Here is a 25,739-nt window from a genome sequence, read left to right on the forward strand (position 1 = left end):
GCGGCGATTTGCTATCACCGCTGTTTCGGCCCGATGCCGGTAAATCTTTAGGGTTTTTTGTACACAATACAAAGTGCTTATTGTTCTGTATCCAATCAGTAGACATCACGCAGATAGCGCTTCTGTTCGCTCAACTGGCGCCAGTACTCCACGGCGCCCTCAACACCAAGCCCGCCGTGGGTTTGCGCGACCTGGCGCAATGCCTGGTCGACGTCCTTGGCCATATGGCTGGCGTCCCCGCAGATATACAGCTTGGCGCCGTCCTGCAACCAGCGCCACAGCTCGGCCCCCTGTTCGTGGAGGCGGTCCTGTACGTAGATCTTTTGCGCCTGGTCACGGGAGAACGCCAGGCTCAGGTGGGTGAGCAGGCCGTCGCGCTGCATGCCTTGCAGTTCATCCTGATAATAGAAGTCGCTGGCCGCGTGCTGCTCGCCGAAGAACAGCCAGTTGCGGCCTTGGTGTCCCTGGGCCCGACGTTCCTGCAAAAACGCGCGGAACGGCGCCACACCGGTGCCGGGGCCGATCATGATCATCGGCACGTCGCCGTCGGCCGGTGTGCGGAAGTGCTTGGACGGCTGCACGAACAACGGCACCTCGCTGTCTGCGGCGCGGTCGGCGAGGAAGGTCGAGGATACGCCCTTGCGCTTGCCATAGCGCACGGCGGCCACGGTGAGGTGCACTTCCTGCGGGTAGGCCTTGGCGCTGGAGGCGATTGAATACAAGCGCGGTTGCAGGCGTTTGAGGGTGCCGAGCAGTTCGTCCGCCGAGCAATCGATGGGGTATTCGTGCAGCACATCCACCAGTTGTCGGCCCCACAGCCAGCCTTGCAATTCGGCTTTGCGCTCAGGGTTCAGCAGTTGCTTGAGGCCTGGGTTGGTGCTGCGCTCGGCAATAAAGGCCAGGGTGTCGCTGCTGGGCCGGGCAATTTCGAAACGCTGGGTCAGTGCCTGGTGCAGCGGTACATCGCCGAAGGTGTCGATGTTCACGCTGGCAGCGGGATCCAGGCGCGTCAGGTCGAGCAGTTCGCTGACCAATTCCGGGCAGTTGCGCGGCATGACGCCCAGGGCATCACCGGCTTCATAACTCAGCCCGGAGTCGGTCAGGTCCAAGGCGAACTGGCGGGTTTCCTTGTGGGCGCTCTGTGGGTTCAGGTGCCGGTTGAGCAGCAGCCGTGAGCCATGCAGTTTGGTTTTGCCTGCGGGTGTGGCGGGCGTTACCGGGGCTACGGGCTTTGCCGGGTGGAGGGTCTGTTGGAACCGGGCCAGCCACGCATCGGCGCGCTCTTCGAATTCGGTGTCGCAGTCGACGCGTTCAAGCAGGCGGGTGGCGCCCAACTCCAGCAAGCGCTGGTCGAGTCGCTGGCCGTGCTTGCAGAACTGGTCGTAATTCGGATCACCCAAGGCCAGCACCGCAAAGCGCAGCGACTCCAGGCGGATCTCGACGGTGCTGAGGCTGTGCCAGAAGCCTTCGCCGTTGTCGGGCGGGTCGCCATCGCCGAAGGTGCTGCTGATCAGCGCGAGGTTTTGTGTGCTCGCCAGTTTGCTGGCCGGGAAATTTGCCATTGCGCTGAGCTCCACGCTGATGCCCGCGTCGCGCAAGCGCTTGGCGAATCGCTCGGCGAGGGCTTCGGCGTTACCGGTCTGCGAGGCCCATAACAGGGTAACGGCCGGGGAGGGCGGTGCTGCGACGGCGCTGGCTTCTGCACGGCTGAACAGCCCGCCGAGCAAACCGTCGAGCCACAGTCGGGTGTCCCTGGCCAGCGGCGCATGGCTTGGCATCACCGGTACACCGGCTGCCTGGCGCCCGGCGTCGGAGCGCAGGCCGCTGAGGAAACCTGCGAGGTAAGTGCGTTCGCTGTCGCTCAATGAGGGGGCCGGCACGTTGCGGATGCCGGCAATATCGGCGAAGGCGTCGAGGCGCGACATGGCGAGGTCCTCTGCTAAGGGGGAAAGGTCATTGGTGGCCGGCCTATCGAGAAACTGATGATCGATCAACTCGACTCGGGCCAAGGCCACGGCACAGAACTTGAACTCGGGCTGCAGGGAAATCGGATCGACCGCGTCGTTGGTCACCGCGTTGATCGCCAGGTGTTCGCCAAACACATCGTTCCAGTGGAAGGGCGCAAAACAATTGCCCGGGCGCACGCGGTCGGTGACCACCGCAGGCAGCACGGCACGCCCGCGCTGGGAGCGCACTTCCACGCGGTCCTTGTCCTTGATGCCGAGGCTGGCGGCGTCTTCAGGGTGCAGTTCGACGAAGGGGCCGGGGTTGAGTTTGTTCAGGGTGGCGACCTTGCCGGTCTTGGTCAGGGTGTGCCACTGGTGTTGCAAACGGCCGGTGTTGAGTACGAACGGGAAGGCAGCGTCGGGCATCTCCGCCGGCGGCCTATGCGGGCGCGCGAGGAACTGGCCCTTGCCGTTGTCGGTGGCGAATCTGAGCGTGCCTGTATTCAGGTAGCGGATCGGGTTGCGGTCGGCGCCCGCGTCTGAAGCGCAGGGCCATTGCAGCGGTTGCGCGCGCAGCCGTTGATGGCTGGCGCCGCGAATGTCATAGCCGGTCTTGGGGTTCCAGGCGCGCTTGATCTCGTCGAAGACCTCGGCGGCGCTGGCATAGGTGAAGGCTTCGGCAAAGCCCATTTCACTCGCGACCCTGGCGATGATCTGCCAGTCGGGCAAGGTCTGGCCCGGTGGTTCGACGGCTTTTTGCATCAGGGTCAGGTTGCGCTCGGAGTTGATCATCACCCCTTCGGCCTCGGCCCACAGCGCACCGGGCAGCAGGATGTCGGCGTAGCGGTTGGTCTCGGTGTCGAGGAAGGCGTCCTGGGTGATCACCAGTTCGGCGGCTTGCAGGCCTTCGATCACCTTGCGGCGATTGGGCGCGCTGGCCACCGGGTTGGTGCAGATGATCCAGCAGGCCTTGATCTGCCCGGCGCTCATCTGCTCGAACAGCGCCACGGTGCCGCCGCCGACCTGGCGCGGCAGGCTGCCTGGGGGGATCTGCCAGAGGTCTTCGATAAATGCGCGGTCGGCTTCTACCAGCACCGAGCGCTGCCCCGGCAGGCCCGGGCCCATGTAGCCCATCTCACGGCCGCCCATGGCATTGGGTTGGCCAGTGAGGGAAAACGGCCCGCTGCCGGGGCGGCAGATGGCGCCGGTGGCCAGGTGCAGGTTGCACAGGGCGTTGGTGTTCCAGGTGCCGTGGGTGCTTTGGTTGAGGCCCATGGTCCAGCAGCTCATCCACTCGGCAGCCGCGCCTATCCAGTCGGCAGCCTGGCGGATATCCGCTTCGGCCAGGCCGGTGATCTCGGCGACCGTGTGTGGCGGGTAGTCCTCGAGAAAGCCGGGCATGGCCTCCCAGCCCTCGGTGAACGCGGCAATAAAGGCCGGGTCGGTGTGGCCGTTCTTGACCAGCAGGTGCAACAGGCCATTGAGCAGGGCGAGGTCGGTGCCCGGTTTGATCGGCAGGTACAGGTCGGCTTTGTCGGCGGTGGCGCTGCGCCGTGGATCGACCACGATCAGCTTCGCCCCGGCCTTGACCCGGTCCATCATGCGCAGGAACAGGATCGGGTGACAGTCGGCCATATTGGCGCCGATCACGAAGAACAGGTCGGCGCGGTCGAAGTCTTCATAGGAGCCCGGCGGCCCATCGGAACCGAGGGAAAGCTTGTAGCCGCTGCCGGCGCTGGCCATGCACAGCCGCGAGTTGGACTCGACGTTGTTGGTGCGCACAAAGCCCTTGGCCAGTTTATTGATCAGGTACTGGGCTTCCAGGGACATTTGCCCGGAGACGTAAAAGGACAGGGCATCCGGCCCGTGGCTGTCGAGGATGCCGCGCAGGCGCCCGGCGGTTTCGCTGATGGCGGTGTCCATGGCGATGCGCACCGGGTCGTGGTCACGCTTCTCGCGCAGGTAGGCGTTTTCCATCCGCCCGGACTCGGCGATGGCCTGCCCGCAGGTGGTGCCTTTGGTGCACAGGCGGCCGAAGTTGGTGGGGTGGGCCTTGTCACCGATGACCTTGACCACCTTATTGTGCTCGACCTGCATGATGATGCCGCAGCCCACACCACAATAGGGACACACACTGCGTACGCTTTGGTTTGCCATCCGTCACCCTCGAAACTTTTTCTGCCCGCCAACAAAAAAGCGCCCTGCAACCCTCCGTTGGAAACGGGGATTGCACGGCGCCTTTGTCGTGAATGGGCAATCAGCGTTGACTGCTCTGTGTGTGTTCCTAGCAAGTCACGCGCCAATTTCTTAAGCATGGGCAAATTGTGGCAAGCCAGCTTGTTGTGGTGAGTGGGCTTACAGTGGTGAGTGGGCTTGCTGTGGTGAGCGGGCTTGCCCCGCGCTGGGCTGCGTAGCAGCCCTAAACCCAGGCGCCTCAGTCCTTACAGGAAGTAAGCTGTGGCAGTGATGGGGCGGCTTCGCCACCCAGCGCGGGGCAAGCCCGCTCACCACAATAAGCCCGCTCTTCTGTGACCCTTTGATTTTTATCCGGGAATGCACTTTTTTGTCGCGGGATGCACCAGTTGGAGGCGCTGAAGTGAGCATTCAGACTCGATGAGTGCCGCTAGAAGGCGTCGCAGTAAGGCTCGCGACCAATTGGCACAGACCCTGCAAGCTCCCCCCTCAACCCACCTCGGTCAACGACGATCGACAACAGGGGCATAAAGCGGTAGATCCGGCGCAGTCGCCGATCCGATCCCGCATAAGAACAGGCAAAGGCGCCTGGAACCGCAAGGTTTCAGGCGTTTTTTTTTGCTTTTTAAACCGTGATGAACGTTGTCGGGTGCTTGCTATGAACAAACAGATGAAAACCCTGATCGTCGTCGGCAATGGCATGGTCGGCCACCATTGCGTGGAGCAATTGATCGAACGCGGCGCGCTGGATCACTACCGGTTGCACGTGTTCAGCGAAGAGCCGATGCGTGCCTATGACCGCGTGCATCTTTCCGAGTATTTCACCGGCCGCGATGCCGAGTCCCTGGCGTTGTCCGACGCCGCGTTGTACCAGACGCCGGGTGTCACCCTGCACCTGGGTGTACCGGTGCTGGAGATCGATCGCGAACGCTGTGAAGTGATCACCGCCCAGGGCTGCGTGGGCTACGACAAGCTGGTGCTGGCCACCGGTTCCTATCCGTTCGTGCCGCCGATCGAGGGCGCCGAAGGCGACTCGCGCCTGGTGTATCGCACCCTCGAAGACCTCGACGCCATCCGTGCCGCTGCCGCCAATGCGCGCCGTGGTGTGGTGGTGGGCGGTGGCCTGCTCGGCCTGGAAGCCGCCAACGCCCTGAAAAGCCTGGGCCTGGAAGCCCATGTGGTGGAATTCGCGCCGCGCCTGATGCCAGTGCAACTGGATGATTTCGGCGGCCTTGCGCTCAAGGCCCAGATCGAGCGGCTGGGCGTCGGTGTGCATCTGTCCCGCGCCACCCAATCGATCAGTGTCGGCGAGCAGTACCGCTACCGCATGAACTTTGCCAATGACGAGTTCCTGGAGACCGACCTGATCGTGTTCTCCGCCGGGATCCGCGCCCAGGATGCCCTGGCTCGCCAGGCCGGCCTGGAGATTGGCCCGCGCGGCGGCGTGGTGATCAACGACGAGTGCTTGAGCTGCGATCCCAATATCTACGCGATTGGCGAATGCGCCTCCTGGAACGGCAGCCTGTTCGGCCTGGTTGCGCCGGGTTACCAAATGGCTCGTGGCGTCGCCGCGCTGTTGTGCGAGCACAGCGCTGAGCCCTTTGTCGGCGCCGACATGTCCACCAAGCTCAAGCTGCTGGGCGTGGACGTGGGCTCCATCGGCGACGCCCACGCCCACACACCGGGTGCGCGCAGCTACCAGTTCATCGACGAGGCGAGCGCCAGCTATCGACGCCTGGTGGTGGATGCGAGCGGCAAACACGTGATCGGCGCGGTGCTGGTCGGCGACAACAGCTACTACGACACCTTGCTGCAATACATGCAGAACAGCATCGCGCTGCCGGCCGAACCGGCCAGCCTGATCCTGCCATCGTCCAGCGGCGCACCGACCCTCGGCCCAGGCGCCTTGCCGGACTCGGCCACGGTGTGCTCGTGCCACAACGTCAACAAGGGCGCGATCTGCTCGGCCATCGACGGCGGGTGCAGCGACCTCGGCCTGCTCAAGTCGCAGACCAAGGCCTGCACCGGTTGCGGTGGGTGTGCCGGGTTGCTCAAGCAGGTGTTCGAGCACGAGCTGATTGCCCGTGGCGTCAGCGTCGACAAGAGCCTGTGCGAACACTTCGCCTATACCCGCCAGGAGTTGTATGCCCTGGTGCGCGTGGAAGGGGTGACCACCTTCGAAGAACTGCTGGCCAGACACGGCCGTGGCCACACCGGCTGCGATGTGTGCAAACCGGCGGTGGGGTCGATCCTGGCCTCGTGCTGGAACCAGCCGATCATGGACGCGTCCCTGGTGCCGTTGCAGGACACCAACGATACCTTCATGGCCAACATGCAGAAAAACGGCACCTACTCGGTGGTGCCGCGTATTCCGGGCGGCGAGATCACCGCCGACAAGTTGATCGTGATTGGCGAAGTGGCGAAGAAATACGACCTCTACACCAAGATCACCGGCGGCCAGCGCATCGACCTGTTTGGCGCGCAACTGCACGAGCTGCCGGACATCTGGGCCGAGCTGATCGCGGCCGGGTTTGAAACCGGCCACGCCTACGGCAAATCCACGCGCACGGTGAAGTCCTGTGTGGGCAGCACCTGGTGCCGCTACGGTGTGCAGGACAGCGTGAAAATGGCGCTGCTGATCGAGGACCGCTACAAGGGCCTGCGTTCGCCGCACAAGCTCAAGTTCGCGGTATCCGGCTGCACCCGCGAATGCGCCGAAGCCCAGAGCAAGGACGTGGGCGTGATCGCCACCGAGAAGGGCTGGAACCTCTACATCGCCGGCAACGGCGGCATGCGCCCACGCCACGCCGAACTGTTCGCCACCGACCTGGATGACGCCACGCTGATCCAGTACATCGACCGCTTCCTGATGTTCTACATCCGCACCGCCGACAAATTGCAACGCACCTCGGTCTGGCGCGAAAGCCTGGAAGGCGGCCTGGATTTCCTCAAGGACGTGATCCTGCACGACAGCCTGGGCCTGGGCGCCGAGCTCGAAGCGCAGATGCAACGGGTGGTCGACCGCTATGAATGCGAGTGGGCCAACGCCCTCAAGGACCCGGAAAAACTCAAGCGCTTCCGCACCTTCGTCAACGACAAACGCCCCGACCCGGACATCCACTTTGTCCAGGAACGCGGCCAGCGTCGGCCGATCATGGCCGCCGAACTCAACCTGATTGCCGTCACCGAGGAGCTTGCCTGATGAGCCAGTCCAACACGCAGCGCAACCTTGCCACCTGGAAAAGCGTGTGCAACGAGACCGACCTGGTGAGTAATTCCGGCGTCGTGGTGTGGCTGGACGGCGCCCAAGTCGCGCTGTTCTACCTGCCCGGCGCCCGGGACCAGACGCTGTACGCCATCGACAACCACGACCCGGAATCCGGCGCGAATGTGATCGGACGCGGGCTGGTCGGCAGCATCAAGGGCGACCTGGTGGTGGCCGCGCCGATCTATAAGCAGCATTACCGTTTGGAAGACGGCCAATGCCTGGAGGCACCGCACCAGCGTTTGCGGGTATGGCCGGTGCGGTTGAATGCTGGAGTGGTGGAAATAGGTCTGGGCTGACACGCCTCGGTCTGAATGTGGGAGGGGGCTTGCTCCCGATGACGGTGGATCAGCTAATGAATCAGTTGACTGACACTCCGCTATCGGGAGCAAGCCCCCTCCCACAGTTGAGCTGTTTACATCCGGCAGATTTCGGTCGCATGGGCGGTAGCCAAAAGTCGTGTGTTGGAAGTAGGCATGGGCTGACACACCTCGGTCTGAATGTGGGAGGGGGCTTGCTCCCGATAGCAGTGTGTCAGCCAACAGATTCACTAGCTGACCCACCACCATCGGGAGCAAGCCCCCTCCCACAGTTGAGCTGTTTACATCCGGCAGATTTCGGTCGCATAGGCGGCTGCCAAAAGTCGCGTGTTGGAAGTAGGCATGGGCTGACACACCTCGGTCTGAATGTGGGAGGGGGCTTGCTCCCGATAGCAGAGCGTCAGTCAACTGATTCATTAGTTGATCCACCGCCATCGGGAGCAAGCCCCCTCCCACAGTTGAGCTGTTTACATCCGGCAGACTTCAGTCGCATGGTCGGCTGCCAAAAGTTGCTTGTTGGAAGTAGGCATGAGCTGACACACCTCGGTCTAAATGTGGGAGGGGCTTGCTCCCGATGGCAGTGTGTCAGCCAACATATTCATTAGCTGATCCACCGCCATCGGGAGCAAGCCCCCTCCCACAGTTGGGTCGTTTTACTGCTCTTTGCGGCAATCCCGTGGCGTGATGCCTTTCTCCTTGGCGTACTGCGCCGCCGAGGCTTCGATGATAGGCCGCAGCAAGGCGCGGTCGGCTTGTACCCAGTCGCTGATCAGGTTCCAGCGCTGGCCGTCCCATTGCTGGAAGCGTACGGCGCCGCCGCCTTCGTGGTCGGCGCAGGAGAGTTTCAGCGGTTGCACCAGGCCCTTGGCGCCCAGCGCCTGCAGGCGTGCGTCGTCGAGGTTCAGGTGTTCGAAGCCCCAGCGTACCTGCTCGCCGGTCAGTGGTTTTTGCCCGTATTTTTCCTGGGCCAGGCGCAGCGCTTCGACGTTGAGGATGCCGTTGACCACGCCCAGGTTGTAATACACGGTGCCGAAACGCTTGGGGTCGGCCAGGTTGCCCTTGCCGGCGTCTACCACGCTTTGCTGGATACCTTGCAGCACCGGGAAGTCGGTGCCCGACGGGTGGGTGGTGATCGAGATAAAGCCTTTGGCGGCGGCACCGGCCGGTACCACGTCTTCTTCGGAGTTGCTCCAGATATTGCCGATGATGTGATCGGCCGGGTAGCCGACTTTCTGCGCGGACTTGAGCGCCACCGGGTTCATCACACCCCATCCGCGCAGGATCACCCAGTCAGGCTTGAGACGCCGGATGTTCAGCCACTGCGATTGCTGCTCGTTGCCGGGGTGCGGCACTTCCAGCAGGGTCAGTTCGAAGCCGGCGTTTTTCGCCAGGGTTTCGAGCACGCCGTTGGTTTCCTTGCCGTAGGGCGAGCCGTGGTAGAGCACGGCGATTTTCTTGCCCTTGAGCTTGTCGGCGCCGCCTTCGCGTTGGCCGATGTAGTTGATGATCGCCGAGACTTCCGAATAGGGGGTGAGCTGCAGCGGGAACACGTAGGGGAACACGCTGCCGTCGGTAGAGTCGGTGCGGCCATGGTTGATGGTGATCAGCGGCAGCTTGTCGGCGGTGGAGCGGTCCAGGGTGGCATAGGCGATGCCGACTGACAGCGGGTTGGTGGCGGCGGCCGGTGCACCGTTGAGCCCACCCTTGAGGCGCTCGTAGCATTCGACGCCTTTTTCCACCACGTACTCGGTCTCGCACTCGCTCCAGGTCAGCTTGACGCCGTTCACCCCGCCCTTGGCATTGATGTATTGCAGGTAGTCGATAAAGCCCCCGAAGAAACCGGTGCCGCCGGCGGCGTACGGGCCGACCCGGTAGCTCTGCAACGGGAAGTATTGTTCGTTGGCAGCCTGGGCGCCGGCCGTGAGCCCGGCGGTGATCAGGGCCAGGCCCAAGGCCAGGCGGCGCAGCGATAAGCGGTGTGTCATGGAGGTCATTCCTGGGGGGTTATTGAGTTCAGTAACGCAGCGGCCAAACCCTGGCCCGTTGACGAAAGCGCTGCCACAGACGGGCCAGCCCCTCCGGTTCCTTGATCAAAAACGCGATGATCAGCGCGCCAAACAGCATCTTCTGGATGTTCTCCAGCTGTCCGGCATCCATCAGTCCAGCGGGCAACAGCGCGAAGAGATTGGCCAGCAGGATCGGGAACAACACGATGAATGCCGCGCCAAGGACGTTGCCGAGCACGCTGCCCAGGCCGCCGATAATGATGATGAACAGCACCTGGAACGAGCGGCTCAGGTCAAAGCCGTGGGGCTCGACCGTGCCCAGGTAGGCGAACGCCCACAGTGAACCGGCGATGCCCAGATAGAAGCCGCTGATGGCAAACGCCAGCAGCTTGGCCTTCAACAGGCGAATGCCGATGACGGCAGCGGCGGTGTCCATGTCGCGCACTGCCATCCAGTTGCGGCCCAGTTCGCTGCGCACCAGGTTCTTGCCCAGCCAGAACAGCGTCACCACCACGGCCAGCGTCAGCACGTAGCGGCCACGCGGTGAACTGAAATCCAGCCCGGCAATCAGCAGCGGCGGTGAGGTGATCACGCCCGAGGCGTTGTCGTTGGTAAACCAGCTGAAGCGGGTGAGCACCCACTCCACCACGAACTGCGCGGCCAGGGTCGCCACCAGCAGGTAAAAGCCCTTGATGCGCAGGCTCGGCAAGCCGAAGAACACCGCCACCGCGGCGGCGATCACGCCACCCAGGGCAAAGCTCACCAGCAGCGGCAGGCCGGGCACCCGCAACTGCAGGTTGTAGGCGGCAAACGCGCCCACCGCCATGAACGCCGCCGAGCCGAGTGAAAGTTGCCCGGCGTAGCCCGTCAGCAGGTTGAGCCCAAGCCCGGCCAGCGACAGCACCAGCAGCGGCACCAGGATTGCGCTGAACCAGTAGTCATTGCCCAGCCAGGGCACCGCAAAAAACGCCACGCCCAGTAGCAGCCACAGCGCGACGCGGTCCTGGCGCAGGCGAAAGGTGCGGCGCTCGGCCGCGTAGGAGGTGCTGATTTGACCGACTTCTTGATACAACATGCAGGCATTTCCCCAAGGACAATCAAACCCGTTCGATGGCGCGCTCGCCGAACAACCCGGCAGGCCGCACCAGCAGGAACAGCAAGGCGAGGACGTAGGGCACCCAGTTCTCGATGCCGCTGCCGATGATCGGGCCGAGGTAGATCTCGGCGATCTTCTCCGCTGCGCCGATGATCAAGCCACCGACAATCGCCCCGCCGATGGACGAGAACCCGCCGATGATCAGCACCGGCAGCGCCTTGAGCACCACCAGCGAGAGCGAGAACTGCACCCCCAGGCGTGCGCCCCAGAGCAACCCGGCCACCAGCCCGACGAACCCGGCCACCGCCCACACCAACGCCCAGATGCGCGGCAGGCGAATACCGATGGCCATGGACGCCAGCGGGTCATCGGCCACCGCACGCAACGACAGGCCCGCCCGGGTCTTGTTGAACAGCAGCGACAGCACGATCACCAGCGCGGCGGCGGTGCCGGCGGCAAACAGGTCGAATTGCGAAAGCAGCATGCCGCGGATTTCCAGCGGCTCGTCGGCGATGCCCAGGTCGAGCCCGTGCACCTGCGCACCCCACAGGAACTGCGCAAAGCCCTCGATCATGTAGGACAGCCCGAGGGTGGCCATGAAGAGGATGATCGGTGGACGATTGACCAAGGGCCGCAGCACCACTTTTTCGATCAGCAGCGCCAGTACCACCATGCTCGCCAGGGTGATCAGGAACGCCCAGGCAAACGGGAAGCCGCGTTCCAACAGGCTGACAAACGTCAGCGCGGCGAACAGCACCATGGCGCCCTGGGCAAAATTGAACACGCCGGAGGCCTTGTAGATCAGCACAAAACCAATCGCCACCAGGGCATACATCACGCCCGCGAGCAGCCCGCCGATCAGCACTTCGAAGAAAAATTCCATGCTCAGGTCCCCAGGTAGGCGGCGATGACATCGGGGTTGGCGCGCACCTGTTGCGGGGTGCCGTCGCCGATCTTGCGACCGTAGTCGAGGACCACCACGTGGTCGCACAAGCCCATGACCACGCCGATGTCGTGTTCGATCAGCACCACGGTGGTGCCGAACTCGCGGTTGATGTCGCGGATGAACTGGCTCATCTGGGCTTTCTCCTGGGCGTTCATGCCGGCCATGGGTTCATCCAGCAACAGCAGGGTCGGTTCGGCGGCCAGGGCGCGGGCCAGCTCGACACGTTTTTGCAGGCCATAGGGCAGGGTGCCGACCAGCACGTGGCGCCAGGGATGGATCTGCAGGAAGGCAATCACCTTTTCCGCGTGCAGGCGGTGGGCGTCGTCCTCCCGTGGCGCGCGGCCCAGGCGCAGCATCTGTTCCAGCCAACTGCTGCGGCGCTTGAGGTTGCGCCCGGTGAGCACGTTGTCGAGCACGCTCATGCCCTTGAACAGCGCGATATTCTGGAAGGTCCGCGCAATCCCGCCTTCGGCCGCCTGGTGCGCGCGCATGCGCCGCCGGGTCTGGCCGGCGTAGCGGATGCTGCCGCCCTGGGGGTGGTAGACCCCGTTGATCACATTGAGCAGCGAGCTTTTACCCGCGCCGTTGGGGCCGATCAGGCCGCAGATGTCACCGGCCTTGACCTCGAAGCTGATGGAGGTGATGGCCTTGATGCCCTTGAACGACAGGGAAATGTCATCGAGCCGCAGTAATACCGCTTCAGTGGGTGTGGGCATGGAAGGCTCGTCAGGCAGATCGAGGCAGCAAGTGGTCGCTGGGTTCGTGGCGGGTGGACGGCTCTTGCCAATGGCCGGGACGAATACCCAGGGCCGCAAAGAAGGCGGCACTTTCCGGATGCAGTGGCGGCCCGACCAGCAAGGGCACGCGCAGGCGGCTCATGCCCAGCACATCCAGCAACGGCCGACGCACCAGCCAATGGCCCAGCCAGCGGCGCACGGGGGAGGGGGTCGGCTGCATGGCCCAGTCGTATAAACGATGGCTGAAGCTGCCCGGCAGTGGCAGGCGTTCACGCACCCATTGCTCCAGGCGCCCATAGGATTCGCGGGTGCCCAGCACCAGGGTCGGGCCCAGCTCGCGGCGGTCGGTGTCGCGGGTGGCGAGGGCCTCGGGGAAGTTCAGCCGAAAGCCGGCGTGCAGCCAGGGCGCGAGCAGGTAGCGTGCCTGCCCGCTGGCGGCAAACACCCGTGCGGCGAGGGCTTCGTCGTCGGCGCCGAGGTGTTCGCGGTCGACCAGCGTTCGGGCGCCCGCGAGCAGTTGCCCATGGGTCAAGTGCAGGGAGGTGTCGGCATGAAAGACGAAGGCGGTGTCGTTCGGCTGCGGGGCGTGGGCGGGTGGCGGTGCATCGGCACGCAGCTCGGCATAGTCGATCAAATCGGCGTCTGCGAACTGGCTCAGGCCACGCCCGTCAAGAAACACCACCACCCCGCGTTCACCGAGTTGTTGCAGCGCTTCCAGGTCCTGCACGAGCACAAAGCGCGGTCGCAGCCCGGCCAGCAGCGCCCGGTTGTCGCGGTCCGGGTCGAGCAACGTGACGTTGGCGCCCAGCCATTGCGCGGCCAGCGCCAGCAGCAACGCTTCGGGGCGCGCCTGGCTGAGGATCAACAGGTTATCGTCAGGCCCGAAGCGGCGCTGATGCAAGGCGGCGGCGAGCTGGCTGACCTCGTCAGCCACCGCGCTCCAGCTGCGCTCGTGCCAGATACCCAGGCGCTTGAAGCGCAAGGCAATCGCCGACCCTCGGGTGTGGGCTTGGCGCAACAGCGCCTGGGGCAGTGTCTGGGGCATGGGGGTATCCTTCGTCAGTATGCGAAGGCAATTGCACGCGTCATGCCAGAGGATTAAATGCTTTTATTTCAAGGGGATATGTGGATTTTTGGGGGAGGAGGCGTGTGTTGATTCAGCACAGGCTGTCCAAGCAGTGTTGTTGGGCCAACAGCGATGGGGCCATTGCTGGAGCGCTACCTGTCGCCGGCAGGGCTCCAGCTTGTCACGCCGGGATAAGCCCCGCGTCCCGATAACTCTGGACCAGTTCGTCGTACAAACCGAGATCGGCCCGGGTGCGAGCAATCAACTGCGCGCCGGCAATGGCGGTGTAGATGGCACGCGCGCGACGCTCGCAGGCCTCTGTATTGCCGGGTTCGATCTCGGCAAGCAGCGCCGCCAGCCAGGCTACGTTGATATTGGCAAACGTCAGTATCTCTTCCTTCACCGGCTCCGGCAGGTCCTGATATTCGGCCGCCATAAAACTGGACAGGCACAAGCGGTTGCCGTCTTCGAGTGATTTTCGAAAGATGCTCGGATAAGCACGCAGGCATTGCAGCGGATCCGGGTTCTCGCTGCGTATCGCCGCGAGGGCGCTGGCGGCGTCTTCCCAATAGCGCCTGGCGACGGCCGCGCCGAGATCGGCTTTGCTCGGGAAGTGGTAATAGATACTGGCGTTCTTGATCCCCACCGTTTCGCCGATGCTGCGGAAGTTGATGCCACTGTAGCCGTAGTGCTGAGCGGCGAGTCTGGCGGCTTCCAGAATCGCTTCGCGGGCATTTTCACTCACGTGGGGATTGCTCTTCAGTGGGGGGAGGGGCGAATTCTACGCTGATAAGGTTTTACCTGCCAACTGGTAGGTAATGCTTGACGGCTTGAAATAATGCCTTCAGTCTTTACCTACCATTTGACAGGTAGGCGAGCAGATCATGACGTTCCAACAACCACAACCCGACGTATCCCAACCTCAGTTGATGCGGATTTATGATTGGTACAACGGCCCCTATCCAGCGCGTGTTCGTATCGCGCTGGCCGAGAAAGATCTGTTGCCGCGCGTTGAGTTCGTGTCGGTCAACCTCTGGAAAGGGGAGCACAAACAACCTGAGTTCCTGGCCCTCAACTACTCCGGCACCCTGCCAGTGCTGCAACTGGAAGACGGCACGTTCATCGCTGAATGCACGGCTATCACCCAGTACCTGGACACGCTCGATGGCAACCCGACCCTCACCGGCAGGACGCCGACCGAGCAAGGCTTGATCCACATGATGACCAAGCGCGCAGAGATTGAATTGATGGATGCGGTCAGCGTGTATTTCCATCATGCCACCCCTGGGCTTGGGCCTGAGGTAGAGCTTTATCAGAACGCCGAATGGGGCATGCGCATGCGGGACAAGGCGGTCAGGGGGATGCACTATTTCGATAACGTGCTCAAGAGCCGGGCCTTTGTGGCCGGCGATGCCTTCTCAATGGCCGATATCGCGTTACTCGGCGGCATGATCTTCGCGGACCTGGTGCAATTGCCGCTGCCGCAGACGTGTGAAGCCCTGCGCGCCTGGCAGGCCAGGGTCAACGAGCGACCTAGCGTTCAAGCCTGGCGTGCAATGGTTGCACAACCGCACTGAGGGCAACGGCCCGCATAGCTGCCGCCAGCCCGGCCGCTGCGCTGGTGAGGGGCAGCGGGCCGGCCGTTACCTGCACGGCGGCCGCGCTCATCGACGCCTGGCCCAGCGCAACCCGTGTCATTCCATCCCTATAGGTGGCATCGGCAGCTTTGGCGATTGTCGCCAGGTAGCCGTCGATGTCACCCGCCTTGAACAAGCGCCATGCCCCCGGAACCAGCCGCACTTCGACGACCGCGTTCGATTGCAGCGCGGCCTTGTGAAACAGCCGCGCGGTCGGTTCGAGGGTGGTTTCCACCGCGCACAGCACCGCAATTTTTCCGCCAGCCTGCACCGCCGAGGCGGCCAGCGCTTCGCCTGTCCTCAGGATCGGGACACTGCTGGAGATACCTTCAACGACCGGACCCAGGGTCGAACAGGTGAGCACCACGGCGTCGGCCTGTTCAGCCAGTGCAAGCAGGGCTGATGCGGTGGATGCGCAGATGTCGGCGCTCAGATGACCGGCGTTTTCGGCAGCAGCCAACAGGTCGGCGCGCACTTCATGGCGTAGCACACCAGCGCCGATACCCAGTGCTTTCGCGGCGGTTTCAAACACGCTGATATTGCTGGCTGCGGTATGAAGGCAGGCGATGCGCATGGGCTGTTTCCAGTGCTGAAAATGTCGACGATGGTTAAGATGCAGCCCGCACTCACCTAACGCAAGGACAGGGTATGCCGCTGATCATGGAACGCGTAGAACAGGCCCGCAACGGCATCAACCACAAGATCATCTGTCGCATGCCCTCAGGTTGGGCAGTGATGGGCGATGTGCAATTCCTGCCTGGCTACTGCCTGCTATTGCCCGACCCTGTGGTCGCCAGCCTGAACGACCTGGATGCCGACGCCCGCGCGATCTACCTGCTCGACATGGCGCGCATCGGCGACGCGGTGCTGCAAGCCAGCGGTGCGTCGCGCGTTAACTACGAGATCCTGGGCAATTCGGAGCCGGAGTTGCATTGCCATATTTTTCCGCGCTACGCCTCGGAGCCGGATGACAAGCGCAAGATGCCCGTCTGGTTTTATGACTGGAAAAATGCGTTGCCGTACGCGGAAGACGTGCATGGGGATCTGCGTAAGGCTATCGCGCAATTACTGGCAGGCTGATGCGTTTACCCTGCGATGTCGTTCAGTTCTGCCAGCACGTCGTCCGTCAGGTCCAGTTCGGCTACGGCGAGGTTTTCTCGCAAATGAGCGACCGATGAGGTCCCCGGAATCAGCAGGATATTCGCTGAGCGACGCAGCAACCACGCCAGGGCCAGTTGCTTTGGCGTTACGCCCAGGCGCTGGGCAACGTTAGTCAGTGTCGATGATTGGACCGGGGTAAATCCGCCTAGGGGGAAGAACGGTACATAGGCGATGCCGTCCCTGGCCAGCTCATCGATCAAGGCGTTGTCGTGTTGGTGGGCGATGTTGTACAGGTTCTGCACGCAGACGAACTCAATCAGGCCACGGGCTTCGGCCACTTGCGTCGGCGTGACGTTGCTGATGCCGATATGGCGTACCAGGCCCTGCTGTTGCAGTTCGGCGAGTGCGGCCAGGGGCGCTGCGATCGAGCCTTCTGCCGTGCCCATCAGGTTGTGGGTACAACGGAAATTGACCACATCCAGCACGTCCAGGCCCAGGTTACGCAAGTTGTCATGCACGGCCTGGGTCAGTTCCGCCTTCGATGCTGCGCCATGCCATCCACCTTGATCGTCGCGACGGGCGCCGATCTTGGTGACGATCGTGAGGTCGTCCCGGTAAGGATGCAGCGCCTCGCGGATAATTTGGTTGGTGACGTGCGGTCCGTAGAAATCGCTGGTATCGATATGGTTCACACCGGCTGCGACGGCCTCACGCAGTACCGCCAGGGCCGCATCCCGGTCCTTGGGCGGGCCGAATACACCCGGCCCAGCCAGTTGCATTGTGCCGTAGCCGATGCGGTTGACCTTATGGTCGCCAAGGGTGAAGGTGCCGCTGCTTGCCAGGTTGCTCATGACTGCTGCTCTTGCTTGAACTGAATAAGGCCCTAATATGAAGGATCCTTCAGATTTTGGAATTCGCATTCCATGAGCACCGTCAAAGCGTCATTGAAACCAAGAAAATCAGCGGTTCAAGCACGCTCTGCGGCAACCGTCGAAGCATTGCATGAGGCAACCCTTCAGGTTTTGACCCAGCAGGGTCTGGTGCGCTGCACCACTACGCGGGTGGCGGAGCGCGCGGGAATGTCGGTGGGCAGTCTCTACCAGTACTACCCAAATCGCGATGCGTTGCTCGCCGCCATTCTGGAAAAACACCTGGTGCGCGTGGCCGATAGCGTCAAGCTGGCGTGCTCCGGGCTTCAGGGCGCGTCGGTTGCGGAGATGGCGGGCGGCCTGGTCAAGGCATTACTCACCGCAAAATTGCGCGAACAGGCGGTATCCAAGGCGCTGTATGCGATCGCAGCCGAACGCGGCGGGCCGGAGTTGGTCGCACGTATCAACCTGCGCATGGTGGGCGCGATTGCAGCCATGCTGGCAACGGCGTCCGACGCCCACTTTGACGACCCTGGCCTGGTCGCGGCGATCTCGCTGAGTGCCATCGTCGGCCCGGTGCGCACCCTGCTTGAGGGGAACGCCGCGCCTGCGTTCGAGGCTGCGCTGGAGCAGCAAACCACCTTGATGCTGAGGGCGTATCTGCAGGCTCATCAACCTCCGACCCCAAGGAAGACCCATGCGTGAACGAAAGGCTGCACGACTGCTGGTTATCAACCCCGCGCATGAAGTACTGCTCTTCAGGTTCATCCATAAAGACGGCGCGCTGGCCGGTCAAAATTACTGGGCTACCCCTGGCGGCGGTGTCGAACCGGGGGAGACTTTCGAGGCTGCTGCCATCCGTGAGCTGTGCGAGGAAACCGGTATCCAGGTGCAGGCCGTTGCAGCGCCCATCGCGGATCGCCGATTTGCGCTGATGCTGCCCAGCGGTGAAACGGTGTCGGCCGTCGAGCACTACTTTGTGGTCCACACCGCCAACACCGAACTGTCCAGGGCTGAGTGGACGCTGGAAGAAACCCAGGTGATGGCGGACCATCAGTGGTGGTCGGCCCAGGCGTTGCGTGCCACCGAGGAAACGGTCTGGCCCGAAGCGCTGGTTGACATGCTGGTGCAAGCCGGCGTGTTCAGCGCATAGCGCCGAGAATCCCGGCCGTCTCGACCACCCTGGCATAGTCCATGGCCAGGTTGCTCAGCGACAGTGCGTGCACGTCCTCGGCCGGCCACAGGCGCCCGGACAAATCGGTTTGATCGAAGGTGTAGCAGGCGTCTGCGGCGACGAGCACGTCAAAGCCCAGGTTGCCGCCTGTGCGTGCCGTTGCTTCGACGGAGTTGTTGGTGATCACCCCGGCGATCACCAGTTGCTTGATCGAACGCGCGTGCAGCCAGCGTTCCAGCCCGGTGGCGATGAAGGCACAGGGTACGTTCTTTTCCACCACGTGTTCGTGGGCCAGTGGTTGCAGCCCAGGCTGAAATTCGCAGCCCGGCTGGCCCGGCCAGAATACCGAACCGGGGGTACGGGAGATGTGCCTGACGTGCACCACAGGTCGCCCCGACTGCCGCCAGGCGCCGAGCAACTGCTGCAACTGCTGCTCGGCCTGCGGATTATTGCGGCGCCCGAGCTTGGGGTCGTTCATGCCCTGCTGCATGTCGATGAGCACCAGTGCAGCGTTTGTGGCTAGGGGGGCCATGGCACATCCTTTGGCTTGTGAGGCACAAAACATAGCAGCCATTGAGTGCGCCTAAACAGCGATTTGTTCGATGCCTTCGCCATTTGCCTTTACACTGCCGCCCCCGAATTTCAGCAAGGATGCGTTGGATGCGTACGCGACTCAGCGGTGTACTCCTCTCCCTGGCCCTGGCCGCTCCCGTCATGGCCGAGCCCCGTTCGTTCTCGGTCAATGACCCCAGTGGTCAATACCTGGTCGAAGTGTTGTTCCCGGAGGTGCCGCAGGACTTGCAGCACCTGGCGCCGGCGCTCATCACCCTGCGCGACAAACGCTCCCTTGAAATCCTTCAGCAATTGCAGACCCCGGATGCCCAGGTGCCGCTGGACCAGCAAGGCAGAACCGTGGACTGGCGCCTGATGGGGGAGAACGGCGTGGTGTACTTCGCCGATATCAACCAGGATGGCCGCCAGGACCTGGCGATCCGCAATGGCACCGGTGCGGATAAGGACTTCCAGTCCAGTTACGACGTGTATCTGCAAGACCCGCACACGTCCCGCTGGGTGCTGAATGGCCCCTTGACCGACCTCGCCAACGAGACCTCCGGCGGGATGTTTTCGATCAATCCCAAGGACGGCATTATCCATTCGCAGACCGACCGGGGTTGCTGCTGGACCCGCGCCAGCCGCTATCAGATGCGCGATGGCAAACTGGTGCGACTCAGCGCGTACACCCAGGCAGAAGTGCCGGCGACGGACGATGACGCCAACAACAGCATGCCCAGCGGCTACATGCTGCGCACCACCGGTGAGTGGAAGGACGGCCAGTGGCTGGAAACGCCCAGGCTGGAAGGGCCGGTCAACGAAGACCCCGAGTTCCTGACCGGCACCCTCAACGGCAAGATCCCGGTGCAGCTCTGGTACCAGCAACAAGGCGCGGTGCTGATCGGTGAGTTGCGCTACACCAAAAGCGGCAGCGGCAAGCCGATCAAGCTGGTGGGCGACCAGGGTGAGTACGGCGACCAGTCGTTTATCTACCTGCACGAATATGCCGATGATGGCCGTCAAACCGGCATCTGGCGCATCACGCGGGAAACCGTCGAACCCTATGCCTACGCGGGCACCTGGGTCAGTGGCGCCAAGGGCGACCAGCCCGAGCTGCAGATTCAACTGCACAGGCAGGACCGGGAGCCTGAGTACGACAAGCTCGGCGACGTGGCCCGCGACCAGCGCGATGGCCATTACCAGATGCGCGATGACTTCCTCGGCCGCGACGGTGACCTGGACCTGAAAATCCTTCCCGAACGCGACGCCCAGGGCCGGGAAGTGGCGGAACTCAGCGTGACGCTCAAAGACACCGGCACCGACAAGATCATCATCACTACGCACCAAAGCGTGCCGATGGAAACCGAAAACCTGATCATCGTGCGCGCACCCCAGGCGCCTCCTCGGGCCGGGCCGTATCACATCCAACTGGTGAAGGGCTTTGCGGTGATCGAGCACAACTCGGCGCCGGACAGCCAGGACTACCTGACCGGGTTTTATCGTAAGCAGCCCTGAGGCTTGGGAGCAATGCTGCCTGAGTGTCGATCCTGGCTCAGGCGATTAAGCAAATCGGGTATCTTTAGCCGTTTCAGCTGCTGGCCTGTCTCAGGCCCCGCGCACAATTGATTGATCAGGGAAGCATGCAATGGCACTCAGGGTGATGGTGATCGGCGGCTACGGCAACTTTGGCAGCATCATTTGCCAGCACCTGGCGGGCGCGCCGGGCATTGAACTGGTGGTCTCGGGCCGCCACCCACACAAGTTGCAGGGCAAAGTCGATGCGTTGAAAACATCCTCCGGCCGCGTGTGCGAAAGCTGGTGCGGCGATGCCATGGCGGCCGGGTTCGCTGGCGTCTTGCAGTCGATGGACATCCAGTTGGTGATCCACACCGGCGGCCCGTTCCAGGGGCAATCCTATGCCGTCGCCCAGCACTGCATCGACGCGGGCGTGAACTACTGCGACCTGTCGGATTGCCGGACCTTCGTCAATGGCGTCGGCGTGCTGGATGCGAAAGCCCGGCAGGCGAGCGTGGCCGTCCTCAGCGGTTGCAGCTCTGTACCGACGTTGTCGTCCGCCATCATCGATCAGTACCGCGATCGCTTTACGCGCATCGACACCATCGAGCATGGCATTTCCTCTTCGGCGAAGATGCCGGGGCTGTCGACCATCGAAGGTGTGCTTGCCTACGCGGGAAAACCGATCAAGCAACTCAAGCAGGGCCAGGTGCACGAAGTGCTGGGCTGGCAGGACCTGACCCTGCGCAGGATGCCCCAGCTCGGCACGCGGGTGCTGGCCAATGTGGACGTGCCCGACATGGATATATTCGCTGGTCGTTATGGCGCCCATACCTTGCGCTTCAAGGCCGGTGCGGGGCTCAAACTGGGCGGTGTCGCCAATTATCTGCTGGCGCAAGCGCTACGCATGGGCATTGTGCGCGACCACCTTGCATGGGCCGCCAGACTGCATCGCCTGGGCACCTGGTTCGAACGATTGGGTGATGGCAAAAGCGCGATGTACATCGACGTGCAAGGCCTGGGCATGCACGGTCAGCCGCTGTCCCTGGCGGTGCAACTCACGGCCCTGGACGACAAGGGCCCGGAAATCCCCAGCTGTGCAGCCGTTGCCCTTGCCACCAAAATGGCCCACGGTTACGTGCCCGAGCCCGGTGCCCGCCCGTGCGTAGGCGAAATCAGCGTCGACGAATACATGGCCGCCATCAACGAACCGACGAAGCTGAGCCTGACGGTGCGCTTCTCTGACGGGCAGGCCTGACGGATGCTCTACTTGTGCCTGAAGTACCTGCACATCATCGCGGCGATTTTCCTGTTCGGCTTCGGCATGGGCTCGTACCTCTACCTGATCGCCGCCAGTCGCACGGCCAACCCGCAAGTGATCGCCCATGTGGCGCGCATGGTCGTACGGTTTGATACCTGGATTACCACGCCGGCGGGCGTTATTCAGATCATCACGGGCTTGCTGCTGATCCAGCTTGCCGGGCTGTCTGTGACCACGGAATGGGTACTGACCGCGTTGATCATCTTCCTCTGCGTGGGCTCGCTGTGGCTGCCGGTGCTGGTACTGCAGAAGCGCTTGCAGCAGATGGCCTCGCGGGCGGTCGAGACCGACACGGTGCTGGATGATGGATTCCGTGGTGTGTACCGGCAATGGTTCTGGCTGGGCGTCTTCGGCTTCCTGGGGATGTTTGTGATCGTGATGATCATGGTGACGAAGATGACGCCGTGGCAGTTGGTCGGGCTGTTGGCGGGGGGCTGAGTGCCCGCTCAAGGCTTGGCATCCCAAACCGGTGCAACGATGCATACCGCTGTGTTCATAGCGGCCCCTTCAAAAAGCGCTGCTCATGCGTCGGCCGCTGCTACGGTTTGGACGGTGTGGGTGCTTAACGCGAGAGCAGCGGCGCCGGGCTTTTGTCCTCTGCGCCCACGTCGTGCAGGGAAATCCTCGACGTCTCCGGCAACGCCAACCCGCCCGCCAACGCCAGCAATGCCACGGCAATCAGGTAGAACGCCGGTGACAGGTTGCTGCCGGTGGTGCTGATCAACCACGTGGCCATCAGTGGCGCGGTGCCGCCGAAGATCGTATACGCCATGTTGTAGGTAATCGCCGAAGCGGTATAACGCGTGCGGGTCGGAAAGGTCTCCGACAGCAACGCCGCCGTCACCACACCACACAGTACTGCGCCGACCGCCAGCAACATCACCCCGACAATTGACGCCGTGAACGAACCGGAACTGGCCATCAGGAACGACGGATACACCACCACCATCAACAACACGCACGCCGTCATCACCGTGACCCGACGCCCCACGCGATCCGAATACAGCCCCGCCAGCGGGCAAATCGCCGCGGCGAAGATCAACGCGATCAGCGACACCAGCAACGCCATCGCCCGACTCAGCCCACCGGCCACTTGCAGGTACGTCGCGAAGTAGGTGGTGAACATATAAAACGACAGCGCCGTCAGTGACACAAAAGCGCCCAGGCAGCAGATCGCCGCACCATGGTTGCGCAAGGTTTCCTTGAGTGGCGAGTGGGCCACCGCGTGCTCCTGCTTCACGGCCTGGAAGGCGGGCGTCTCATCCAGCTTCCAGCGCAGGTAAAGGCCCACCAGGCCCAGCGGCGCGGCGATCAGGAACGGCAGGCGCCAACCCCAATTGCCCATGGCCTCGGCGGACAACGACGCTTCAAGGGCGTACGCCACCACGGCGGCGGCGGCGAAGGCGGAGAACGTCGACACCGGCACGAAGCTGCCGTACCAGGCGCGTTTGTCCCGGGGCGCGTGCTCCATCAGGTAGGCACAGGCACCGGCGTATTCGCCGCCGGCGGAGAAACCCTGGGCACAGCGGATCAGCGACAACAGGATCGGCGCCGTGACGCCGATGGCGGCGTAGGTGGGCAGCAGGCCGATCAAGGTGGTGGCGCCGGCCATCAGCAGGATGGTCATGGCCAGGGTGCGCTTGCGCCCGATACGGTCGCCGAGCATGCCGAAGAAAATCCCGCCCAGGGGCCGGAAGGCGAAGGCGACGGCGAACACCGCGAAGGTTTTGAGCAAGGCCGCGCTGGCATCGCCGCTGGGGAAGAACTGTTGGGCGATGGTGGTGGCGAGGAAGCCGTACACGGCGAAGTCAAACCATTCGACGAAGTTACCGATACCGGCGGCGATGATGACCTTGCGCAGGGTTTGGGGGCTTACCTGTTCGGTGGAGGGGCTCGTCATGGGGAAGGCCTCGAAAGGGGTCGGGGATGCTGGATTATCCGGGGAGGGTGTTGGGCGGCCGGGCTCAAAAGAGTCGTCCGCGTAGTCAGTAGCGACCGGGTGGGATTGGGGAGGCAGGAATTGGGCCAGGTCAGGCGGGGATTTATCGTTACCGGGCAGACTTGCGATAGGTCAGCAGCACAATCCCGGTCACCACGATGACGCCGCCGACTATCTGGCCGGCGCTGAGCATTTGATCGAGCACGATCCAGCCCATCAGCAACGTCGCCAGCGGCTCAATGTTCATGACCGGCGCATTGCGCGGCATGTCCAGGCGCGGGACCGACATGAACAGCACGATAAAACCGGTGCCGTACAGCACCACCAACGTTGCGAGTGCCAGCCAGCCGGTACCCGTGGCCGGCGGGTTCAGGCCGCCGGGAAGGGCGCCGCTGAGGCCGGCGAGGTTGACACTGCTGAATACGATGAAGATGGTCAGCAGGCTGCGCACGGAGCCGCGTACCTGGGACAACTTGTGGTCGGTGATCCACAGCGCGCAGGCGAACACGAACGCGGCGCAGAAGGCCAGGCCGACGCCGAGCAGCCATTGCGGGCCGATATCGGCACTGCCTGAGAGGCGGCCGGGTACGTCCAGCACAAACACCAGGCCCACCAGGATCAAGCCCATCAGCAAGGCGGTGCGCGCCGTCGGACGTGGGCCGCCGAATGCCCAGGTGAGCAGGGCAAGCAGAATCGGGAACACGTTGCCCACCAGCAGCGCCAGCGCCACCGGCACGCGGGCCACTGCGGAGTAGAGGCACAGGCTCTGGGTAGTGATAAGCAGGCCCAGCAGCACTTGCCAGCGCCATGCACCTGCGGGCAGGCGCAGGTTTTGGCGTTGCCACAGTACCAGCACCGCCAGCACCAGCAAGGTGCCACCCGAGCGCAGCAGAATGGCCAACAGCACACCGGCGCCATCATCGAAGGCGACCCGAGCGGCGATGTGATTGCCGGCGAAGGCACAGCCCATGCAGAGCAGAATCAACACGGCAATGGGGCGGGAGAACAGGGCGGGGGCAGTTTGCGTCGGGGCAGGCGGAGTCATGCTGGGGCTCGGGCGGTTGGCGCCATCGTCGGGGATGGCGATTTATTTTTAGGTTGTCGTACAACTTCGCGACCGGGTGATTTGTAGCGTGTTTACGCCGAGGGAGCAAGGAGGGATTTGGTCTGGAAAAAACTCAGCGCTTGCTGAGCGCGAGCTTTGCGGCAAACAGCAAGAAGATCACACCGGTGGTGCGATCCATCCACTGGATGACCTTTTCGCGGCGCAGGAACCCGGACAGCGACTGCGTGGCGCCGATCAATACCAGCGACCACAACAGTCCGAGCAACACATGGATGCTCACCAGGCCGAAGGTCCAGGCAATCAGCGAATGCCCTTGGGGGATAAATTGCGGCAGGAACGACACGTAGAAAATCCCCACCTTGGGGTTCAGCACATTGCCCAGCATGCCCTTGATAAACCAGTTGCCGCCGGGCTTGCCATCGGCTGAAGCGGGTGCCAATGAGCGGCGCGGACACACCAGCATGTTCAGCCCCAGCCAGGCCAGGTAAGCCGCGCCGCAGTACTTGAGCAGGTTGAACGCCATCTCCGACACCGCGATCAACGCGCCCAGGCCAAAGGCAACCGCGGCGCCCCACACCAGGCAACCCGCGTTGATGCCCAGCGTGGCCTGCAGCGCCTGGCGCTTGCCTTCCACCGTGGCGGTGCGCAGGACCAAGGCGGTGTCGAGCCCGGGCGTGAGGGTCAGCAGGGTGGCGGCGAAGGTGAAGGCGATGAGGTTCTCGGCGATGGACATGAGCGGGCTTCATGCAGAGGGATGAGTGGACGTTAACCCAAGCTTGGCATGAGTGGTTATCTTGTTGCGAGCGGGCTTGTTGTGGCAAGCCGGCTTGTAGTGGTGAGCAGGCTTACTATGGTGAGCAGGCCTGTTGTGAGTGACCGGGCTTGTTGTGGTGAGCGGGCTTGCCCCGCGCTGGGCTGCGAAGCAGCCCCAAAACCAGGCACTGCGGCTTGTCTGATGGAACACAGTGATCTTGATTGGGGCCGCTTCGC

The 25,739-nt window shown here is 63.1% G+C and carries 22 protein-coding genes; 9 read left to right on the plus strand and 13 right to left on the minus strand.

All coding sequences use genetic code 11. The features are described from left to right. Positions 1-95: 95 nt before the first annotated feature. Complete coding sequence (locus F6S08_RS13865) at positions 96-4,103, minus strand: bifunctional nitrate reductase/sulfite reductase flavoprotein subunit alpha (RefSeq protein ID WP_315871743.1); 4,008 nt, start codon at positions 4,101-4,103, stop codon at positions 96-98. A 694-nt stretch (positions 4,104-4,797) separates the two neighbouring features. Between F6S08_RS13865 and nirB the strand changes: the two genes are divergently transcribed. Both nirB and nirD read left to right on the plus strand, forming a co-directional pair. Then, complete coding sequence (gene nirB / locus F6S08_RS13870) at positions 4,798-7,341, plus strand: nitrite reductase large subunit NirB (RefSeq protein ID WP_315871744.1); 2,544 nt, start codon at positions 4,798-4,800, stop codon at positions 7,339-7,341. After that, complete coding sequence (nirD, locus tag F6S08_RS13875) at positions 7,341-7,703, plus strand: nitrite reductase small subunit NirD (protein WP_065948265.1); 363 nt, start codon at positions 7,341-7,343, stop codon at positions 7,701-7,703. The genes nirB and nirD overlap by 1 nt, the downstream gene beginning before the upstream one ends. 674 nt (positions 7,704-8,377) lie before the next feature. Here nirD and F6S08_RS13880 read toward each other — a convergent pair. The 6 genes from F6S08_RS13880 to F6S08_RS13905 all read right to left on the minus strand — a co-directional run bounded on the left by F6S08_RS13880 (position 8,378) and on the right by F6S08_RS13905 (position 14,320). Then, positions 8,378-9,709 carry an ABC transporter substrate-binding protein gene (locus F6S08_RS13880; protein WP_315871745.1) on the minus strand — a complete coding sequence of 444 codons (1,332 nt, stop codon included), beginning with the start codon at positions 9,707-9,709 and terminating at the stop codon, positions 8,378-8,380. A gap of 28 nt (positions 9,710-9,737) precedes the next feature. Next, complete coding sequence (locus F6S08_RS13885; RefSeq protein ID WP_027608468.1) at positions 9,738-10,805, minus strand: branched-chain amino acid ABC transporter permease; 1,068 nt, start codon at positions 10,803-10,805, stop codon at positions 9,738-9,740. 22 nt (positions 10,806-10,827) lie between these two features. Next, a complete protein-coding gene (locus F6S08_RS13890) occupies positions 10,828-11,709 on the minus strand; it encodes a branched-chain amino acid ABC transporter permease (protein ID WP_065928064.1) in 882 nt (293 codons plus the stop codon). Between the two features lie 2 nt (positions 11,710-11,711). Continuing rightward, positions 11,712-12,488 (minus strand): ABC transporter ATP-binding protein, encoded by a 777-nt coding sequence (locus F6S08_RS13895; RefSeq protein WP_065928065.1) that lies wholly within the window; start codon positions 12,486-12,488, stop codon positions 11,712-11,714. A 10-nt stretch (positions 12,489-12,498) separates the two neighbouring features. After that, complete coding sequence (locus tag F6S08_RS13900; protein WP_315871746.1) at positions 12,499-13,554, minus strand: AMP-binding protein; 1,056 nt, start codon at positions 13,552-13,554, stop codon at positions 12,499-12,501. A gap of 202 nt (positions 13,555-13,756) precedes the next feature. Then, positions 13,757-14,320 (minus strand): TetR/AcrR family transcriptional regulator, encoded by a 564-nt coding sequence (locus F6S08_RS13905; RefSeq protein ID WP_315871747.1) that lies wholly within the window; start codon positions 14,318-14,320, stop codon positions 13,757-13,759. 139 nt (positions 14,321-14,459) lie between these two features. Between F6S08_RS13905 and F6S08_RS13910 the strand changes: the two genes are divergently transcribed. Further along, a complete protein-coding gene (locus F6S08_RS13910) occupies positions 14,460-15,152 on the plus strand; it encodes a glutathione S-transferase (RefSeq protein ID WP_315871748.1) in 693 nt (230 codons plus the stop codon). On the opposite strand, the gene F6S08_RS13915 is transcribed toward F6S08_RS13910, so the two are convergent. Then, positions 15,109-15,786 carry an aspartate/glutamate racemase family protein gene (locus F6S08_RS13915; RefSeq protein WP_315871749.1) on the minus strand — a complete coding sequence of 226 codons (678 nt, stop codon included), beginning with the start codon at positions 15,784-15,786 and terminating at the stop codon, positions 15,109-15,111. The genes F6S08_RS13910 and F6S08_RS13915 overlap by 44 nt on opposite strands. Before the next feature lie 74 nt (positions 15,787-15,860). Here F6S08_RS13915 and F6S08_RS13920 point away from each other — a divergent pair, with 74 nt between their 5' ends. Then, positions 15,861-16,292 (plus strand): HIT family protein, encoded by a 432-nt coding sequence (locus F6S08_RS13920; protein ID WP_315871750.1) that lies wholly within the window; start codon positions 15,861-15,863, stop codon positions 16,290-16,292. Between the two features lie 5 nt (positions 16,293-16,297). Here F6S08_RS13920 and F6S08_RS13925 read toward each other — a convergent pair whose 3' ends face one another. Then, positions 16,298-17,164: an aldo/keto reductase family oxidoreductase gene (locus F6S08_RS13925; RefSeq protein WP_065942111.1), complete on the minus strand. Its 867-nt coding sequence runs from the start codon at positions 17,162-17,164 to the stop codon at positions 16,298-16,300. 72 nt (positions 17,165-17,236) lie between these two features. On the opposite strand from F6S08_RS13925, the gene F6S08_RS13930 reads away from it, so the two are divergent. Together F6S08_RS13930 and F6S08_RS13935 are read left to right on the plus strand one after the other, a co-directional pair. Then, positions 17,237-17,887, plus strand: a complete 651-nt coding sequence (locus tag F6S08_RS13930; RefSeq protein ID WP_315871751.1) for a TetR/AcrR family transcriptional regulator — start codon at positions 17,237-17,239, stop codon at positions 17,885-17,887. After that, positions 17,880-18,335, plus strand: coding sequence for an NUDIX hydrolase (locus F6S08_RS13935; protein WP_065948274.1), 456 nt, complete (start codon positions 17,880-17,882; stop codon positions 18,333-18,335). Before F6S08_RS13930 ends, F6S08_RS13935 begins: the two co-directional genes overlap by 8 nt. Here F6S08_RS13935 and F6S08_RS13940 read toward each other — a convergent pair. Further along, on the minus strand, positions 18,325-18,888 hold the full coding sequence (locus tag F6S08_RS13940; protein ID WP_315871752.1) for a cysteine hydrolase family protein: 564 nt from the start codon (positions 18,886-18,888) through the stop codon (positions 18,325-18,327). The two genes, F6S08_RS13935 and F6S08_RS13940, sit on opposite strands and share 11 nt — an antisense overlap. A gap of 128 nt (positions 18,889-19,016) precedes the next feature. Between F6S08_RS13940 and F6S08_RS13945 the strand changes: the two genes are divergently transcribed. From F6S08_RS13945 to F6S08_RS13955, 3 genes are all read left to right on the plus strand, one after another. Beyond that, positions 19,017-20,423, plus strand: coding sequence for an XAC2610-related protein (locus F6S08_RS13945; RefSeq protein ID WP_074846932.1), 1,407 nt, complete (start codon positions 19,017-19,019; stop codon positions 20,421-20,423). Between the two features lie 130 nt (positions 20,424-20,553). Then, positions 20,554-21,681, plus strand: a complete 1,128-nt coding sequence (locus F6S08_RS13950; RefSeq protein ID WP_065928076.1) for a saccharopine dehydrogenase family protein — start codon at positions 20,554-20,556, stop codon at positions 21,679-21,681. Positions 21,682-21,684: 3 nt separating this feature from the next. Beyond that, a complete protein-coding gene (locus tag F6S08_RS13955) occupies positions 21,685-22,182 on the plus strand; it encodes a DUF2269 family protein (protein ID WP_137212573.1) in 498 nt (165 codons plus the stop codon). A 124-nt stretch (positions 22,183-22,306) separates the two neighbouring features. On the opposite strand, the gene F6S08_RS13960 is transcribed toward F6S08_RS13955, so the two are convergent. From F6S08_RS13960 to F6S08_RS13970, 3 genes are all read right to left on the minus strand, one after another. Continuing rightward, positions 22,307-23,644, minus strand: a complete 1,338-nt coding sequence (locus tag F6S08_RS13960) for an MFS transporter (protein ID WP_074846931.1) — start codon at positions 23,642-23,644, stop codon at positions 22,307-22,309. Between the two features lie 148 nt (positions 23,645-23,792). Next, positions 23,793-24,728 (minus strand): EamA family transporter, encoded by a 936-nt coding sequence (locus F6S08_RS13965; protein ID WP_409999760.1) that lies wholly within the window; start codon positions 24,726-24,728, stop codon positions 23,793-23,795. Positions 24,729-24,861: 133 nt separating this feature from the next. Further along, positions 24,862-25,482 (minus strand): LysE family translocator, encoded by a 621-nt coding sequence (locus tag F6S08_RS13970; protein WP_315871753.1) that lies wholly within the window; start codon positions 25,480-25,482, stop codon positions 24,862-24,864. Positions 25,483-25,739: the final 257 nt, after the last annotated feature.

It is taken from the genome of Pseudomonas sp. JV449 (genome assembly GCF_032424295.1).
In the GTDB taxonomy this organism is placed as follows: domain Bacteria; phylum Pseudomonadota; class Gammaproteobacteria; order Pseudomonadales; family Pseudomonadaceae; genus Aquipseudomonas; species Aquipseudomonas marginalis.